The 16,615-nt window shown below is 68.6% G+C and carries 14 protein-coding genes and 2 pseudogenes; 9 read left to right on the top strand and 7 right to left on the bottom strand.

Going from position 1 to position 16,615, the window contains the following annotated elements; all coding sequences use genetic code 11:
- Positions 1 to 122 (top strand): annotated as a pseudogene (locus A5714_RS25830) (dihydrodipicolinate synthase family protein); the annotation flags it as partial.
- Between the two features lie 81 nt (positions 123 to 203).
- Here A5714_RS25830 and A5714_RS02910 read toward each other — a convergent pair.
- Positions 204 to 440 carry a general stress protein CsbD gene (locus A5714_RS02910; RefSeq protein WP_068073001.1) on the bottom strand — a complete coding sequence of 79 codons (237 nt, stop codon included), beginning with the start codon at positions 438 to 440 and terminating at the stop codon, positions 204 to 206.
- A gap of 251 nt (positions 441 to 691) precedes the next feature.
- Between A5714_RS02910 and A5714_RS02905 the strand changes: the two genes are divergently transcribed.
- Entirely contained in the window at positions 692 to 1,738 is a 1,047-nt protein-coding gene (locus A5714_RS02905) for an acyl-CoA dehydrogenase family protein (protein ID WP_068282591.1), read from the top strand.
- A gap of 67 nt (positions 1,739 to 1,805) precedes the next feature.
- Here A5714_RS02905 and A5714_RS02900 read toward each other — a convergent pair whose 3' ends face one another.
- Genes A5714_RS02900 through A5714_RS02890 form a run of 3 tightly spaced genes read right to left on the bottom strand, consistent with a single transcriptional unit; the run spans position 1,806 to position 5,361 of the window.
- Entirely contained in the window at positions 1,806 to 3,017 is a 1,212-nt protein-coding gene (locus A5714_RS02900; protein WP_068282600.1) for a CaiB/BaiF CoA-transferase family protein, read from the bottom strand.
- A gap of 59 nt (positions 3,018 to 3,076) precedes the next feature.
- On the bottom strand, positions 3,077 to 4,732 hold the full coding sequence (locus A5714_RS02895) for an acyl-CoA synthetase (protein WP_068282588.1): 1,656 nt from the start codon (positions 4,730 to 4,732) through the stop codon (positions 3,077 to 3,079).
- Positions 4,733 to 4,740: 8 nt separating this feature from the next.
- Positions 4,741 to 5,361, bottom strand: a complete 621-nt coding sequence (locus A5714_RS02890) for a PaaI family thioesterase (RefSeq protein WP_068282585.1) — start codon at positions 5,359 to 5,361, stop codon at positions 4,741 to 4,743.
- Positions 5,362 to 5,499: 138 nt separating this feature from the next.
- Between A5714_RS02890 and A5714_RS02885 the strand changes: the two genes are divergently transcribed.
- Together A5714_RS02885 and A5714_RS02880 are read left to right on the top strand one after the other, a co-directional pair.
- Complete coding sequence (locus A5714_RS02885) at positions 5,500 to 6,633, top strand: PHB depolymerase family esterase (RefSeq protein ID WP_068282597.1); 1,134 nt, start codon at positions 5,500 to 5,502, stop codon at positions 6,631 to 6,633.
- A gap of 45 nt (positions 6,634 to 6,678) precedes the next feature.
- Positions 6,679 to 7,731, top strand: coding sequence for a TIGR03857 family LLM class F420-dependent oxidoreductase (locus A5714_RS02880; protein WP_068282594.1), 1,053 nt, complete (start codon positions 6,679 to 6,681; stop codon positions 7,729 to 7,731).
- Here A5714_RS02880 and A5714_RS02875 read toward each other — a convergent pair.
- On the bottom strand, positions 7,718 to 9,217 hold the full coding sequence (locus A5714_RS02875; RefSeq protein ID WP_068282582.1) for an acyl-CoA carboxylase subunit beta: 1,500 nt from the start codon (positions 9,215 to 9,217) through the stop codon (positions 7,718 to 7,720). The genes A5714_RS02880 and A5714_RS02875 overlap by 14 nt on opposite strands.
- Positions 9,218 to 9,362: 145 nt before the next feature.
- On the opposite strand from A5714_RS02875, the pseudogene A5714_RS02870 reads away from it, so the two are divergent.
- The 5 genes and pseudogenes from A5714_RS02870 to A5714_RS02850 all read left to right on the top strand — a co-directional run bounded on the left by A5714_RS02870 (position 9,363) and on the right by A5714_RS02850 (position 14,853).
- Positions 9,363 to 10,581: pseudogene (locus A5714_RS02870) on the top strand (cytochrome P450).
- Positions 10,582 to 10,749: 168 nt separating this feature from the next.
- A complete protein-coding gene (locus A5714_RS02865) occupies positions 10,750 to 11,574 on the top strand; it encodes an SDR family NAD(P)-dependent oxidoreductase (RefSeq protein ID WP_068282578.1) in 825 nt (274 codons plus the stop codon).
- A gap of 57 nt (positions 11,575 to 11,631) precedes the next feature.
- Entirely contained in the window at positions 11,632 to 12,258 is a 627-nt protein-coding gene (locus tag A5714_RS02860; protein WP_068072987.1) for a TetR/AcrR family transcriptional regulator, read from the top strand.
- Between the two features lie 13 nt (positions 12,259 to 12,271).
- Positions 12,272 to 12,946 carry a hypothetical protein gene (locus tag A5714_RS02855; RefSeq protein ID WP_068282575.1) on the top strand — a complete coding sequence of 225 codons (675 nt, stop codon included), beginning with the start codon at positions 12,272 to 12,274 and terminating at the stop codon, positions 12,944 to 12,946.
- A 2-nt stretch (positions 12,947 to 12,948) separates the two neighbouring features.
- Positions 12,949 to 14,853: a YhgE/Pip domain-containing protein gene (locus A5714_RS02850; protein ID WP_068282573.1), complete on the top strand. Its 1,905-nt coding sequence runs from the start codon at positions 12,949 to 12,951 to the stop codon at positions 14,851 to 14,853.
- A gap of 9 nt (positions 14,854 to 14,862) precedes the next feature.
- On the opposite strand, the gene A5714_RS02845 is transcribed toward A5714_RS02850, so the two are convergent.
- Together A5714_RS02845 and A5714_RS02840 are read right to left on the bottom strand one after the other, a co-directional pair.
- Positions 14,863 to 16,020 (bottom strand): Zn-dependent alcohol dehydrogenase, encoded by a 1,158-nt coding sequence (locus A5714_RS02845; RefSeq protein WP_068282570.1) that lies wholly within the window; start codon positions 16,018 to 16,020, stop codon positions 14,863 to 14,865.
- A 7-nt stretch (positions 16,021 to 16,027) separates the two neighbouring features.
- Positions 16,028 to 16,615: cytochrome P450 (locus tag A5714_RS02840; protein ID WP_156747148.1), on the bottom strand; the 588-nt coding region annotated here is incomplete at its 5' end.

Genomic DNA, 16,615 nt, shown 5'->3' with positions numbered 1-16,615 from the left:
CGCTGCTGGGCCTGCCCGTCGGGGATTATCCGCACTCACGACCGCCGCAAGCGGAGCTGCCTCCCGAGGCCAAGGCGCAACTGGAGCGGGCCTACCGGCGGCTGGGCCTGATCGATGCCTGACCGACATCGCGCGGCGGGTCCTGCGGGAACGCGAAAGGCCCGGCCGCATGTCGCAGCCGGGCCTTTCGCATCTGGGTTCTGCTACTGCTCGGCCTTCTGGCGGGCCTCTTCCGCCTTGGCCTTGCCGCGAGCCTTCTCGGCGGCGGCTTCCTTCTTGGCAGCGTCGCGCTGCGCCTCCGCCTTGTCCTGCTGGGCCTTGCCCTCGTCGATGAGGTCGTTGCGGCCGATGACGGTGCCGATGATCTCCTTGGCCTTCCCGAAGACATCCTCGACGATGCCGCGGATCAGCTCGATCGGCCCACTCTTGACGTCCACCATGTGTTTTCCCTCCCTGGTGTTGGGTATCTGTATGGACTTTTCCCGCGACCGCGGGGCGGGGAAACGTGATCGGGGGGTGGCGCTCACCACAGTGCTCACCACAGTGCGGCCGGGCCCTCGCCCGGCGAGCCGTTCGGGTCCGGTGGGCGGCCCGCGGGCGCGCGCGAGCTGTACCGAGCCCCCGCCGCGCTCGACAATCAGCTACATCGCGCCCATGATCTCTTCGTCGGTGGCCGGGAGGAAGGCTGAGGATGGACCGCTATGAGCTGCGCAGGCTCGACTACAGCCTGACGTCCGACCACGAGGCGCTGCAGGCGGCGTATCGCGACTTCTTCGACACCCACTGCACGATCGACACGGTTCGCGCCGCCGAGCAGACCGGTTTCGACGCGGATCTCTGGAACCGGTTGTGCGCCATGGGCGCAACGAGCATGGCCGTGGCGGAGTCGGCGGGCGGCGACGGTGCGACACTGGTCGACCTGACACTGGTGGCTGAGGAGATCGGCCGGTCGCTGGCCCCCGTTCCGTGGATCGACCAGGTCTGTACCGCGCGGTTGCTGGCGCGGCTGGGCGCCGTCGACTCCGACGTCGTCCACGGCAGGCGGCTCGCCGCGTTCGACCCCCAGCACGACACCGAGTTCGGGAGCCGGCTGCTGCCCAGCGGGTCGATCGCGGAGCAGGTCGTCATGCGCGACGGTGCCGAGATCGTTTCGCTGACGTTCGGCGGCCCACCGGCCAGGGTGGACAACGTCGGCCGGCTGCCGATGGCCTGGGTGGATCCGGCGGCCGCGCAAACCCGCACCGTCCTGGCCGGCGGTCCGGGCGCCGTCACGGAATATCAACGGGCGCTGGACGAATGGCGGGTGTTGACCGCCGCGGCGTTGGTGGGCCTGGTGGAGCAGGCCATGACCATCGCCGCCGAATTCGCGAAGACCCGCTACACGCTGGGTGTGCCGATCGCGACGCTGCAGGGCGTCTCGCATCCGCTGGCCAACATCGCGATCACCGTGCAGGGCGGCCGCAATCTCGCGCGCCGCGCGGCCTGGTTTCTGGACAACGAGCCGCACGAACGCCCGGAGCTGGCGCCCGCGGCCTACGTGTTCATGGCCGAGGAGGCGCCGAGGGCGGCGACCATGGCGGCGCATGTCCAAGGCGGTCTCGGCGTTTCGGTGGAGGCGGCCGCGGCGGCCTACCTGGTGCGGGCCCGTGGCTGGGCATTGGCCGGCGGCGACCCGGGCGCCAGCGCCAAACACGTCGGCGAGCTGGTGGCCACCCGGGAGGGCGGGACTTTCGGCTAGCGGGCCGCCGCCACCGCGGAGAATGCGCTTGGCGCGCAGCAGGTTTCGCGGTGGCCCGCCCGGTGGTTCACGCGATGGCGCCCGCCTTCTTGAGCTCCTCGATCCGATCCCAGTCCATCCCGAGTTCCATCAACACCAGCTCGGTGTGTTCGGAGGCCTGCGGCGCCCTGGTGGTCTGCAGCGGCTCGTGGTTGAACTGGACGGGCCCACGCACGACGCGGAACGGCCTTCCGCCGGCCGCGAGTTCCACCTCACAGATCATGTCGTTGGCCAGGGCCTGCTCGTCGTCGACCAGGTCGATGAGGCTTTGGAACGGCGCCCATTGACCCTTCATGGTCTTGAGGTGCTGTCGCCAATAGTCGAAGGGCTTGGCCAGGAACGCGTCTGCGATCAATGCGGAGGCCGCGTCGGCGTTCTGGATCAGCGGCAGCACATCGGAGAACCGCGGGTCGTCGGCCGCCTCGGGGATGCCGAGGTGCTCGAAGGTGTCGCGGATCAGGCCCGTCGGGCTGATGATGCACAGGTTGATCGTGCCGCCGTCGGCGGTGGTGTAGTTGCCCATGAACGGGTTGACCGACGCACCGGAACCCGGCATGGGCGTGCGCATCACCTCGCCGGTTTCCATGCCCTGCGTCACGCTCGCCCCCGCCGCCCACCACGCCGTGCTCAGCAGCGACACGTCGAGCTCCACGGCCTCGCCGGTGCGCTCGCGATGCAGCAGCGCGGCCGAGATGCCGCCGGCGATGAACATGCCGCCGATCGAATCACCGAACGCCGGAATGCCCTGTCCCAGTGCGCCACCCAGTGCCTCGGGTGTCAGCGCGTAACCGATGCCGCTGCGCGTCCAGAACGCCGTTCCGTCATAGCCGCCGGTGTCGCGCTCGGCCCCCTTGTCGCCGTAGGCCGACCCGCGGGCGTACACAATGTCGGGGTTCGCCGCCCGGATGTGCTCGACGTCGAACTTGTGTTTCTGCCGCTGCGCGGGAAGGTAATTCGTCAGGAACACATCCGCGGTCCTGGCCAGCTCGTAGAGCACTTCCTGACCACCGGGCGTGGAGACGTCGATCCCGACGCTGCGTTTGCCGCGGTTGGGGTGCTCCATCAGCGGATGCCGTTCCGGATCCACCTGGATGCCGCCCATGTTCACAAAGCCGCGCTGGGTGTCGCCGCGCGCCGGGTGCTCGACCTTGATGACGTCCGCGCCCCAGTCGGCAAGGATCGCTCCCGCCGCCGGCACGAACGTGAATTGTGCGACCTCCAAGACCCGGAAGCCGGCCATCACTTTGGTCATCGTCGCGCCCATGTCCTCACCCCGATCCGATCCGATCCGCCGCCGACTCAACCCGTGATCGCCTGCTCGCGCGCCCACCGGTAGTCGGCTTTCCCCGATGGGCTGCGCTCGATCGCCGGACGGAACACGATCTCCTTGGGAAGCTTGTAGCGCGCCAGCGTCCGCGCGGCGTGCGCCACCAAATCCGCGGGCTCGGCGCTGGCGCCGGGAGCCAGCGCCACCACGGCGACCACCTCCTGACCCCACCGCTCGCTGGGCCGGCCCGCGACCACGACGTCGGCCACCGCGGGATGCGACGCGACGGCCGTTTCGACCTCCTCGACGAAGATCTTTTCCCCACCGGAATTGATGGTCACCGAATCGCGGCCCAGCAATTCGATGGAACCGTCGCGGCCGTGGCGCGCCCGGTCGCCCGGTACGGCGTAGCGGACGCCGTCGATCACCGGGAAGGTCTTGGCCGTCTTGGCCGCATCGCCCTTGTAGCCGAGCGGGACGAAGCCGCGCTGCGCCAGCCAACCCATGCCGTCATGCCCCCGCGGCAGCAGCGCGGTCAGGTCCTCGGCGGTGACGAAGGTGTCCGGTCCGGCGTTGAAGGTGCCGGTGGCCACCGATCCCGCCGTCGACAGGTGGTGCATCTGCGCGCCGGTCTCCGAGGACCCGACGCCGTCGACCACCATGGCGTTCGGCAGCACCTCGATCAGCCGCTGCTTGACGAATGGGGTCAGCAGGGCACCACCGTTGGCGATGACCGCCAGCGATGACACGTCGGCGATCCCCTTCTCGATGGCGGTGACCAGCGGGCGCGCCATCGCATCGCCCACCACGGTCACCACCGAGACCTTCTCGCGTTCGACGGTGCGCACCACGTCGTCGGCGTCCAGATGGTCGACCACCGTGGGGAAAACGACGGACTGCCCCGTCGTGAGCGCGGTCATGACGCTCCATTGGGCCGCGCCGTGGATCAGCGGCGGCAGGACCATGAGTTTGGTGCCGGGGCCCCCGGCGGCACGTTCGACGATCTCGTCGAGGGAGTTCGACGGCTCGCCCGTCATCAGGTTGCGCCCGCCAAAGGACGTCATGAAGATGTCGTGTTGCCGCCACAGCACGCCCTTGGGCATGCCCGTGGTGCCGCCGGTGTAGAGCACGTACAAGTCGTCGGGCGAGTGGTGCAGCTGCGGAGCCGGCAGCCGCGCCCCGGTCGCGATAGCGTCCTCGTAATCGACTGCGCCGGGAAGCAATTCGTTTCCGGATTCGTCGGCGATCTGAATCAGGACGCGCAGCTGCGGCAGCTCGGGCAGCACCTCGGCCACGCGGGGCGCGAAGGCGGCGTGATACAGCAGCGCGGTCGCTGCCGAATCGTTGAGCAGATACGCGAGCTCGGCTTTGACGTAGCGGAAGTTGACGTTGAACGGCGCGACGCGCGCCTGGAAAGCGCCGAGCAGCGCTTCGACGAACTCGTTGCCGTTGTACGCGTAGAGGCCCAACAGATCCTGCCCGACCTCGTGCCCGGCGAGGGCGGCGCGCTCGGTGTGGCAGCCCAGCCCGCGGGAGTGCAGGTAGGCGGCGAGGTGCTCCGCCCGCGCGATGGTCTGGGCGTAGGTGAATCGTCGCTCGCCCTGGATCAGCAGCTCGCGGTCCCCGATGGCGGCGGCGACGCCCCTGGCGACGGCGGGCACCGTGAACTGCGTTGCGGTGTCGGACATCGTTCCCCTCACGGCTGATGCGGCAGCAGACGAACCATCAGGCCGTTGGCCTCGCTCAGCACGGTGCCATCGGCGGCTGTCATAGTAGCGTCAATGAAAACCTTGCGGCCGTCGACGCGATTGACGCCGCCCCAGGCGGTCAACGGTTGGTCGATCGGGGTGATGTTGCGATAGTCGACGTGCAGGAACGCCGTGCGCGTCGGCCGGACGCCCGCGGAAGTGACGACCATCCCGAAGAGCCAGTCGTAGAACAGCGGGATCACACCGCCGTGCACGGCGCGGTTGCCGCCGACGTGCGCGGTGCTGAAGTGGCCCGCCATTTGCACGCCGTCGGGCCCCAAGTCGGTCACCAGCCACGGCGGCATCAGGGGGTGGGCCAGCCCCGGCAAGCTCAGCACCCGGCCGGCCACCGCCTCGGTCTCCGGGACCTGATGGCCGTCCAGCAGCGCGCAGGCGCCCCGCAGGTGTGCGGTTGCGGCCGCCCACTGCGCGGCGTCCGGCTTGGTGGACACGGTCAGGTCTTGGAGGCGGCGCAGCGCCGCGATGAACGGCCCCAGTTCCTCCGGCGCATCCGTGACGGGCTTTACCTCGGGGAATCCGCCACGGACTTGCGGCGCGGTGTCGGTCATCGCGTCCTTTCGATTGAGCCCGCCCGGCGGGCCGCGTCGCGGCCCCGGGCGCCCGATACTAATTTGGTTACAGTATAGGTTTCAGCTGATCGGTGGTAGGTGGTGCGCAGCGCGCGGTGCCAGGGAAAGGTGGGTGAGGTGTCGTCAAAGGCGTTGAGCGGGTTGGGGGTCGCCACGGACATCGCTCGCGAGTTGAGCCTGCTGACGCCGCGCACGCTGATCGGGCTGCACGAATCGACCGGCTGGTCGGCGCTGTCGCCGCGCGGGGCCCGGCAGTTCGGCGAGGTCATGCTCGACGAGCTTGTGCTGAGCGGCTTTTCGGTGCTGGGCCGGAACCCGGCGGCGGTGCGGCCGCTCGCCTCCTGCGCCGCGGCGGCCGAGGAGCTGGCGTCGCTCGGCGTCGACGGCGCCCACGCGGACCCGGCGCCCCTGCGGGTGACCTCGCTGCGGCGGCGCAGCATCGCCGGACTGGCCTACGAGCGGATGACCTTCGAGCACGATCCGGCGCTGCCGGCGACGCTGGAGGCCGACGGGCTGGGCGGCCCGGCCAGGGCCGTGGTGCACCTGTGCCGGCATAGCGACGGGCCGCGGCCCTGGCTGGTGTGGGTGCACGGCGCCGGGCAGGGTGGGGCCGAGGACCTCGTGCTGTCCCGGATCGGTCGGATCCACCGTGAGCTGGGCTACAACGTCGCGATGCCGGTGCAACCCGGCCACGGCTGCCGGCGCCGCGAATGGCCGACCTACCCGGACATGGACCCGCTGGGCAACGTCGCGGGAATGATCCGGGTGGTCTCCGAGGTGCGCGCGGTGCTGCGGTGGGTGCGCCCGCAGGCCAATGCCGTTGTCGTCGCCGGCATTTCGATGGGTACCCCGGTCGCCACGCTGGTCTCTCACTTGGAGGACGGCGTCGACGCGGTGGCCTTGTACACGCCGATCCTCGGGCTCAACGCGATGATCGCCCGGCACCTGGGACGCTGGGGCAGCTCCCGCGACGAGTTCCGCGCGCTGCTGGCCTCGCCGGAGGTCACCGCGTTGACGTCGGTCATCGACCCGTTGGCGGTCACGCCCAAGCCGCCGCCGCACCGCCGGCTGATCGTGGGGGCGTGGCACGACCGGATGGCCATGCGCGGGCCCGCCCTTGCACTGCAGGAACGTTGGAACGGCCAGCTCTACTGGTACGACGGCAGCCACGTCGGACACGTGTTCTCCCGGCGGGTGCAGGGGGTCACCCGCCGCTTCCTGCGAGAGGTGGCCGATGCGGCGCCAGATTGACGCGACGGGGTGTCGGATTGCGGTTTCAGGGCAAGGAGTGTGGACGTGAGTGAGCGGGCGCTCGACGAGTTGGGCTTCTACTTGCTGGCCGGGGCCGGGGGTGCGGGCCCGGCGTCGTTGATGGACGAGGCCCGCCGCGGCGAGGAACTGGGTTTGGGCACCGCGTTCATCTCCGAGCGCTGGAACGTCAAGGAGGCCTCGTCCTTGGTCGGGGCTGCGTGCGCGGTCACCGACCGCATGCAGATCGCTACCGCCGCAACCAATCACAACACCCGGCACCCCCTGATCACCGCGTCGTGGGCGACCACCATGCATCGGCTCTCCGGCGGGCGTTTCACGCTGGGCATCGGCAGGGGCATCGCCGCGATCTACGGCGCCTTCGGCATACCGGCGATCACGACGGCGCAGATGCAGGACTGGGCCCAGGTGATGCGCCGGCTCTGGCGCGGCGAGCTGATCCTCAACCACGACGGGCCGATGGGCAAGTATCCCATCCTGTTCCTCGACCCGGACTTCGACGAGGACATCCGCCTGGCGCTGGTGGCGTTCGGACCCAACACCCTCGAACTCGGCGGCCGGATCTTCGACGACGTCATCCTGCACACCTACTTCACGCCCGAGACGCTGCAACGCTGTGTGGCGACCGTCAAATCCGCCGCGGAGCGGGCGGGCCGTGACCCTTCCGACGTCCGGGTCTGGTCGTGCCTGGCCACCGTCGGCGACCACCTGCCCGAACACCTGCGGCTGAAGAAGACCGTCGCGCGCCTAGCCACCTACCTGCAGGGCTACGGTGATCTGTTGGTCCGCACGAATGACTGGGATCCTGCTGTGCTGCAACGGTTTCGGCAGGACCCGGTGGTCACCTCGATCGCGGGCGGGATCGACCACAAGGGCACCCCGGAGCAGATCGAGCACATCGCCACGCTGATCCCCGACGCATGGCTGGAGCCCGCCGCCACGGGCTCGGCCGGTCAGTGCGTGGACCGGATCCGTCGCGAATTCGACTACGGCGCCGACGCGGTCATCATGCACGGCGCGACGCCCGATGAGCTCGAGCCGATCGTGGCGACGTACCGGTCCGGCCTCACGGCAGGATGACGGTCCGGCTCACCGGTTCGGCCGCGGCCTGCCGCGCCGAGATGCCGCGCAGCAAGGCCGCCAACAGCGCGTCGCGGGTCTCGCGCGGGTCGATCAGCTCGTCGAACCCCAGCCGCTCAGCCGACCGGTAGGACGCCTGCAACTCGGCGTCGCGCAACGCGGCCGAAAGGTCCTCGCCGGCGTGGGCGGCGCGGCTGAGCGCCGCGGCGCTCATGGCGCCCATCGTCGCGGCGGGATAGGCGAACGTCGCCACCTGATGGTCGAAGCCCAGCAGCGACATCACCATCGAGCCAAACCCGTACGCCTTGCGCAGCGTGAGGTGCAGCTTCACCGTGGTCGCCGCCGTCTGCGCGGCGAACATCCGCCCACCGGCGCGCAGCACCCCGGCGCGTTCGGACCGGCTGCCCGGCAACATGCCGGGATTGTCGGCGAGGAACACGAGCGGCAGATGGAACGAATCGGCGACCATGATGAAATGCGCCGCCTTGTCCGCGGCGGAGGCGTCGATGGAGCCCGCCAGCACCTGCGGCTGGTTGGCCACCACCGCGACCGGCTGGCCGCCGAGGTGTGCGAGTGCGCAGATGATCGCCCTGCCGTACCGCGGTTGTATTTCGAACCAGTCCGGCCGGTCGAACACCACGTCGAGCACCGCGCGCATGTCGTAACCGCGGCGGTTGTCGCGCGAGACGATGTCGAGCAACTCGGGGGTCTGCCGCGGGCCGCTCGACTCGCCCGGGTCGGCCGCGGGCGGCGGGTAGGACCACCCGCTGGGCGGGAAATAGGACAGGTAACGGCGGATGTCGTCGAGCACCTCTTCGTCGGATTCGGCGACATTGTGGATCACCCCGCTGGGCAGGGCGACGCCGGGTCCGCCGAGCTCCTCCTTCGAAACGTCCTCTCCCGTCGACTCTTTGACCACGGGCGGCCCGGCCGTGAAGATGGCACCCTGGGCGCTCATGATCCGGAAGTCACAGACGGGAGCGACCAACGCGCCGTGCCCGGCGGACGGCCCGAGCACCGCGGCGACGGTGGGGACGCGACCCGAGCACTGAGTTTGGGCGAGCAGGTCCGTCGGGGTGCGGCCGTAGTGTTCCTCAGCCGCCCGGAACCCGGCGCCTTCGAGCAGCATCACCAACGGAATCTTGTCGCGCAGCGCCAATTCCGCGATGCGAAATCGCTTGGCGTTGTTACCCGGGCCGATGCTGCCCGCCAGGGTCGTAAAGTCCTCCGCCCCCAGCATCACCGGGGACCCGTTGATCCGGCCCGATCCGACGACGACGCCGTCGGCGGCGATCTCGCCGCCGGCCAGGGTGCCGATCTCGCGAAAGCTGCCGGGGTCGAGGAGGTAGTCGATGCGAGCCCGGGCGTCGAGCTTGCCGCGGCCGCGGTGCTTGTCGAGCCGTTCGGCGCCACCCATCGCCCGCGCGTGCCGCCGACGACGGTCGAGATCGGCCAACGTCTCGTCCCAGCCCTGCGATTTCGTCATCCTCTGTTCCTACCTCGTGCCGTCCCGGACGTCCGAGCGGGCTCTGCGGCCTTGCATACTGAATTGCTTACGGTAAAGTTGCCCACACTGTCGATGGACCCGGCAAGGGCCTTGGCGCCAAAGGAGTCCGGTGACCGCAACGACTGTGGACGAAGCCGCTAACGCGCTGGCCGATCCGGATGCCTACACCGACGAACGGGCGCTGCACGCGGCGCTGACCCACCTGCGCGCCCGGGCGCCGGTGTCGCGGGTCGAGGTGGCCGGGTACCGCCCATTCTGGGCGGTCACCAAACACGCCGATGTGATGGCCATCGAACGCGACAACACGCTGTTCACCAACTGGCCGCGTCCGGTGTTGACCACCGCGGCCGGCGACGACCTGCAGGCCGCCGCCGGCGTGCGCACGTTGATCCACCTCGACGATCCGCAACACCGGGTGGTGCGGGCGATCGGCTCGGACTGGTTTCGGCCAAAGGCCATGCGCGATGAAGATGCGCGTCGACGAGCTGGCCAAAAGTTACGTCGACAAGATGCTGGCGGCCGGCCCCGAATGCGACTTCGTGCAGGAGGTGGCCGTCAACTACCCCCTATACGTGATCATGTCGCTGCTGGGCTTGCCCGAGGCGGACTTTTCCCGCATGCTCACCCTCACCCAGGAGCTGTTCGGCAGCGACGACTCCGAATACCGGCGGGGCGCCACGAACGACGATCAGCTGCCGGCGTTGCTCGACATGTTCGGGTACTTCAACGGCGTGACCGCCGCGCGCCGTGAGCGCCCGACCGAGGACCTCGCGTCGGCGATCGCCAACGCCCGCATCGACGGCGAACCGTTGTCGGACATCGAGACGGTTTCCTACTACCTGATCGTGGCCACCGCCGGTCACGACACCACCAGCGCGACCATCTCCGGCGGCTTGCAGGCGTTCATCGAGAATCCGGACCAGCTCGACCGCCTGCGCGACGACCTCACCCTCATGCCGCTGGCGGTCGAGGAGATGATCCGCTGGGTGACGCCGGTCAAGGCCTTCATGCGCACCGCCGCCGCGGACACCACCGTGCGCGGCGTCCGGATCGCCGCGGGGGAGTCGGTCTTGTTGTCGTACGTCTCGGCCAACCGCGACGAGGACGTCTTCGCCGAGCCGTTCCGCTTCGACGTCGGGCGTGACCCCAACAAGCATCTGGCCTTCGGCTATGGCGTGCACTTCTGCATGGGTGCCGCCCTGGCCCGAATGGAGGTCAGCAGCTTCTTCACCGAGCTGTTGCCCAGACTGAAATCCATTGAGCTGCAGGCTGATCCGGAGTTGACTGCCACCACTTTCGTCGGCGGCCTCAAGCACCTGCCGGTGCGCTACGCGCTGACCTAAGCGGCCTCTTGGCTCGCTACTTCTGCGAGATCCGCTGCGGCGACGCCAACACCGCAGCGGCCCTGCGCGAATCGCGTCAGAGCTTCGACGTCGAGTTGCGGTCCAATTCCCGTCGCTGAGCGGCCCGCTTACCGCGTGCTCGCTACACTCCGGCCTGGAGGTCTCGCAATGACGCGCAGGACGGTAGTCATCACCGGTGCCAGCGACGGCATCGGTGCGGCCGCGGCGCGGCGCCTCAGCCGCAGCGGCAATCGGGTCGTCGTCGTCGGCCGCTCCCCATCGAAGACCGCGGCGGTGGCCGCCGAGTTGGACGCGGACTGCTTCGTGGTCGATTACGCCGACCTGTCCCAGGTGCGGGCGCTCGCGGACAAGCTGCGTTCGCAGTACCCGCGCATCGACGTCCTGCTCAACAATGCGGGCGGGATGGCCAGCACGGTGGAGCTGACGCCCGATGGTTATGAACGCACCTATCAGGTCAACTATCTCGCGCCGTTCCTGTTGACCACGAGCTTGCTGGACGTGCTGCTGGAATCCCGCGCCACGATCGTCAACACCACCAGTTCGTCGCACAAGCTGATCGTCCGTGCCGGCGTCGACGACTTGGAGAACACCGCCAGCCGCCGGCCTGCCGCCGGTTACGCGCTTTCGAAGCTCGCGATCGTGTTGTTCACCAAGGAATTACACCGGCGCTACCATGTCGGCGGCCTTGCCGTCGCGGCCGTGCATCCCGGCAACGTCAACTCCAACATCGGCGTCGCCTCCGGGTCGCGATTCCTGGTCTTCATGCAGCGGCACACCCCGGCGGTGCTGTTCATCTCCACCCCGGACCAGGGCGCCGAACCGTTGGTGCGGCTGGCGTCGAGCGCGCCCGTGGCCGACTGGACGCCCGGCGCGTACTACGCCAAGCGCAAGATCGCCAAGACCAGTCGCCTGGCGAACGACCCGCGATTGGCCGCCGACCTGTGGGAGCGCACCGCGGCCAGGCTCGGCTGAGCACGCCGGCCCGGGAGATCTGCGATACTGACTAGTATCGAAACGATACTGACGGGTATGCTGCTGCACATGTCGCCCGTCAAACCGCTGCGCACCCGCCCGACCCGGGGCGAGGTTCGCGACCGGATCCTGGATGCGGCGGCGAAGGTGTTCGCCGCGGAGGGTTTCGCCGGCGCCACCATCGACGCGATCGGTCAGGCCGCGGGCTTCACCAAGGGTGCGGTCTATTCCAATTTCGAATCGAAGGACGAGCTGTTTCTGGCTCTGCTCGACCGCGAGTTCGAGTCGCGCGGCGAGCAGATCGCGATAGCGCTGGACCGCAGCGATGGCGACACCGGCGCCGCCGCGCGCGAGGTGAGCCGGTCGGTGCTCGACTCGGTCCGCGACCATTCCGACTACTACGTGCTGCTCGTCGAGTACTGGCTGCGCGCTCAGCGGGATCCACAGCTTCGAGACCGCCTGATCGAGCGCCGGCGCGCCGCGGCCGGCCAGGCGCTGCGCATCGTCGAATCGAGCGACACCGTGCCGGGCGACCGGCGGTTGACCGACATCGCGCAGCTCGTCGTCACCCTCAACCTGGGCGTCGCGATGGAAGAGGTCCTGCGTCCGGGAACCATCAACCCCGACCTGCTTTCGCGGCTGATCACCGCACTGCTGCAATCGATCCCGGTTTCGGGCGAATAGGGAAAGCCACACCATGGATGCCAACGAACCAGACGACATCGCACCGGTGATCACCGCCGCCGGGTTGGGGGTCGACGGTGAGCACGGGCCGCTGTTCTCCGGAGTCGACTTGGCCTTGACGCCCGGATTTCACGCCATCCAGATGCCCGGGGGTCCCGGTCAGACGACGCTGTTGTTGACGCTGGCGGGACGATTCAAGGCCAGTCACGGCACGCTGAGCGTGCTCGGCGAAACGACGCCACGCGCGATCCGCCGCCTGTGCGCGATCGCGGCGTTCGACGACATCGATGAACTCGAAGAGTCGGTGACCGTGGCGACCGTCCTCGCCGAGCAACGCCGGTGGTTGGCGCCGTGGTATTCGCTGGTGCCGCTGCAAGCCGGGCAGGCCGAGCTGACGGAGGTCTTCGGCGACATGCCGCCGCCGTCTTCGGACACCTACATCGTCGAATTGTCGGACCTGGAACTCTTTTTACTGCGCATCACGCTCGCGCTGCTGTCGAATCGTCCGCTGCTGGTGGTCGGTGACCTCGAGCAAGTGCGCGACAACTCCCGGCGAGCGACCGCGGTGGAACGGCTGGGCGTGATCGCCCAGCAGCGCACCGTCGTCGTCGGGGTGACCAATCCGCTCGGCGCCGACGCACCCGAGCACGAGCTTCACGATCGCCGCGTCCTGACCGGAGGAAATTGACGATGTTGGCTGGACTCGCATTCGGCTCGGAGATCAAGCGTTTCGGTCGCAGCCGGTTGACGCGCGTGGCGATCGTCGTGCTGATGTTGCTGCCGCTGGTCTACGGGGCGCTGTACCTGTGGGCGTTCTGGGATCCCTTCGGCCACACCAACAAGATGCCGGTGGCGCTGGTCAACTCCGACCGGGGCGCCGTCGTGTCCGGGCAGCAGTTCAACGCGGGCGCGGAGATCGCCAAAAGCCTGACCGCGGACGGCGGCCTCGACTGGCACGTGGTGGACTTGGCCGAGGCGCGCAACGGGGTCGACCACGGCCAGTACTACTTCATGGTGGAATTGCCGCCGGACTTCAGCGCGGCGATCGCGTCACCGGTGACGGGGCAGCCCAAGAAGGCCAACCTGATCGCCGTCTACAACGACGCCAACAACTACATCTCGACGAGTATCGGTCGCACCGCCCTCGGCCAGGTGCTCAACGCGGTATCCAGCCGGATCTCGGGGCAGGCCGTCAATCAGCTGCTGTCGGTGGTGATTTCGTCCGGATCGGGGATCAAGCAGGCGGCGGACGGGGCCGCGCAACTCGACGACGGGGCCGGTCAGCTGGTGGCCGGCCTGGACACCGCGCGGTCCGGCTCGGCGAAGCTTTCCGCCGGTGCCAAGCAACTGTCGGACGGAATCAACCAGGCCACCGACCCGCTGCTCGCCGTGACCAAGGCGTTGTCGCAAATCGGCGGCAGCACGCAGCAATTGCAACAGGGTGCCGCCGCGCTCACGCAGGCCAACGACCAGATCGGTGCCATCTCCGCGGCACAGGACGCCGCCGCGAACTCGCTGACGTCGGTGATCGATCAGCTTTCCGCACGGCAGGATCCGCTGGCGAACAACCTGCGCGGCGTCCAGGATCAACTCCGGGGTCACCAATTCACGCCGCAGATCCGCCAACAGCTCGTCGATGCGCAGAACGCGGCGATCAATCTGACGTCGGGGTTGCGTAATCCCGGCAGTCCGCTCGCGTCGGGGCTCGACCAGGTGGGCAACAAGGGACAGGAGCTGACCAACAAGCTCACCCAGCTGCGCGACGGAGCCCAGCAAGTGTCCACCGGTAACGCACAATTGGCCGAGGGCATCGCCAAGCTCGACGACGGCGCACACCAACTCAAGGCGGGGTCGGCCGAGCTGGCGACCAAGCTTGCCGACGGTGCCAAGCAGGTGCCCAACTGGACCAGCCAGCAAAAGGACTCGGTCGCCGACACCATCGGTGGTCCGGTGCAACTCGAAGCTTCGCATGAGAACGCCGCGCCCAACTTCGGCACCGGGATGGCCCCGTTCTTCCTCACGCTCGCCCTGTTTTTCGGCGCATTGGTGCTGTGGATGGTGTTACGGCCCTTGCAGACTCGTCCGATCGCCGCGGAGGTGCTGGCGATTCGCGTGGTGCTTGCCAGCTACCTGCCCGCTGCCGCGATCGCGTTGTGCCAGGCCGCGGTCCTTTACTGCGTGGTCCGATTCGCCCTCGGGATGCACGCCGTGCATCCGGTCGCGATGCTGATATTCATGGTGCTGATCTCCGCCGCGTTCGTCGCCGCCACGCAGGCGATCAATGCGCTCGTCGGTCCGGCAGTGGGCCGGGTGCTGATCATGGCGCTGCTCATGTTGCAGCTCGTGAGCGCGGGCGGCATGTATCCCGTGGAAACCACGTCGCGGCCGTTTCAGGTCCTGCACCGCTTCGACCCGATGACCTATGGCGTCAACGGATTGCGCCAGCTCATCCTCGGCGGCATCGACGCCAGGCTGTGGCAGGCGGTCATCGTGCTGATCGGGATAACGGCTGTCGCGCTGGTAATCTCGTGCCTGTCGGCGCGAAGGGACCGGCTGTGGAACCTCAGCAGGCTGATTCCCGCGATCAAGATGTAGGCGGCGCCGTCAGCCGATCCCGAAATCGATGACGCCGCGGATGATCTCGCCGTTACGCAGGTCGTCGTAGGCGTCGTTGATCTGGTCGAGGGCGTAGCGCTTGGTGATCATCTCGTCGAGCTGGAGTTGGCCGGTCTGATACAAGGTGGCCAAGCGGGCGATGTCCGCCCTCGGGTTGCACGAGCCGAAGACGGTGCCCGCCAACGTCTTGTTCATCAAGATGAAGTCCTGCAGGTCGATCTTGACCGATCGGGTCAGCTGCGAGGTCATGCCGGTGAGCACGCACGTCCCCCCTTTGCGGGTGAGCGCCAGGGCGTCCCGGACGTCACCGGCCGCGATCAGTGACGGCGACACCACCACCGCGTCGGCCATCACCCCGTAGGTCAGTTCCCGCACCACCTCCGCGGCCTCGGCGACCGTGGGGACGCTGTGGGTGGCGCCGAACCGCAGCGCCGACTTGCGTTTGAACTCGACCGGGTCGACGGCGACGACGGCCGCGGCGCCGCCGATGCGGGCGCCTTGCACCGCGCCCGTTCCGATCCCGCCCACCCCGACCACGACGATGGTGTCACCGGCGCGCATGCCCGAGCGATTCGTGACGGAGCCATAGCCCGTGGGAATGGCGCACGATAGCAGCGCGCTGGGCGCCAACGGCAGGTGCGGTTCGATCTTGACCAGTGAATCAGTCGACACCACAGTGTGTTCGGCGAACGCGCCCACCTTGGCCAGGTGGCCCAGCGGCCGGCCGTCGGCGGTGTGGTGGCGAAACGTGCCGTCGGTGGGCATGCCGGGAACCATGGTGCCGATGCCGGCATCACACAGGTATTCCATCCCCGTGGCGCACCATCGGCACTGGCCGCACACCGCGACGAACGACATGACCACGTGATCACCGGGAGCGAATCCGGTGACGCCGCTGCCGATTTCGCGGACGATGCCGGCGCCCTCGTGGCCACCGATGGTCGGGAACATCGTCGGCAGGCCCAGCGATCGCATTACCTCGTTGGGTGCCGACATGTCGCCCTGCAGGATGTGTTCGTCCGAGTGGCACAGGCCGGCGGCGGCCATCTGGACCAGCACCTCGCCCGCGCGGGGCGGGTCGAGCTCGAACTCCTCGACCGACCACGGGCCGCCGACGTCGTGCAGGACCGCTGCCCGGCTTCTCAACCGCGCCTCACGCGGCCGGGGCGAACGTGACGGGCAGCTTGTTCGGCGACCGGAAGGTGAGCCCGACGATCTTGGGCTCCTCGCCCGTGCCGTCGTCGGGAGCCAAGGCCAGATCCCTGACACGATCGAACAGGCTGTTGAGCATGACCCGGGTTTCCAGCCGCGCCAGATGCATCCCGAGACACATGTGGATGCCGCCGGCGAACGCGATGTGGGCTTGGCGCGGTCGGCGGATGTCGAAGGTGTTGGGGTCGGCCCACCGGCGCTCGTCGCGGTTGGCCGAGCCCATGCACATGTCGATCTGCGCGCCGGCCGGAATGGTCTTGCCGCCGAGGACCACCTCCTCGGTGGTGGTCCGCATGACCATCGTCAGCGGCGTCTCGAACCGCAGTCCCTCCTCGATCGCCATCGGGATCAGCGAGCGGTCCCCGGTGACCAGCGCCAGCTGCTCGGGGTGGGTCAACAGCAGGTACAGCAGGTTGCCCGACGACCGGTAGGTGGTCTCCAACCCGGCCGGCAGCAGCAGGCGCAGGAACGCGATGATGGCCTCGTCGGTGAGCCGCTCCCCGTCGATCTCCGCTGTGACCAGGTCGCC

Source organism: Mycobacterium sp. E2462 (assembly GCF_001672685.1).
Taxonomy (GTDB): Bacteria; Actinomycetota; Actinomycetes; order Mycobacteriales; family Mycobacteriaceae; genus Mycobacterium.
Note: the sequence above shows the minus strand (reverse complement) of the source record. Positions and strands in the feature narration are given on the sequence as shown.

What these genes read in the sequence shown, in the direction of transcription:
- A5714_RS02865 (WP_068282578.1), top strand. Translation starts at nt 10,750, where the DNA reads ATGACGCGCAGGACGGTAGTCATCACCGGTGCCAGCGACGGCATCGGT.
- A5714_RS02905 (WP_068282591.1), top strand. Translation starts at nt 692, where the DNA reads ATGGACCGCTATGAGCTGCGCAGGCTCGACTACAGCCTGACGTCCGAC.
- A5714_RS02910 (WP_068073001.1), bottom strand. Translation starts at nt 440, where the DNA reads ATGGTGGACGTCAAGAGTGGGCCGATCGAGCTGATCCGCGGCATCGTC.
- A5714_RS02875 (WP_068282582.1), bottom strand. Translation starts at nt 9,217, where the DNA reads ATGACGAAATCGCAGGGCTGGGACGAGACGTTGGCCGATCTCGACCGT.
- A5714_RS02890 (WP_068282585.1), bottom strand. Translation starts at nt 5,361, where the DNA reads ATGACCGACACCGCGCCGCAAGTCCGTGGCGGATTCCCCGAGGTAAAG.
- A5714_RS02895 (WP_068282588.1), bottom strand. Translation starts at nt 4,732, where the DNA reads ATGTCCGACACCGCAACGCAGTTCACGGTGCCCGCCGTCGCCAGGGGC.
- A5714_RS02855 (WP_068282575.1), top strand. Translation starts at nt 12,272, where the DNA reads ATGGATGCCAACGAACCAGACGACATCGCACCGGTGATCACCGCCGCC.
- A5714_RS02850 (WP_068282573.1), top strand. Translation starts at nt 12,949, where the DNA reads ATGTTGGCTGGACTCGCATTCGGCTCGGAGATCAAGCGTTTCGGTCGC.
- A5714_RS02860 (WP_068072987.1), top strand. Translation starts at nt 11,632, where the DNA reads ATGCTGCTGCACATGTCGCCCGTCAAACCGCTGCGCACCCGCCCGACC.
- A5714_RS02900 (WP_068282600.1), bottom strand. Translation starts at nt 3,017, where the DNA reads ATGGCCGGCTTCCGGGTCTTGGAGGTCGCACAATTCACGTTCGTGCCG.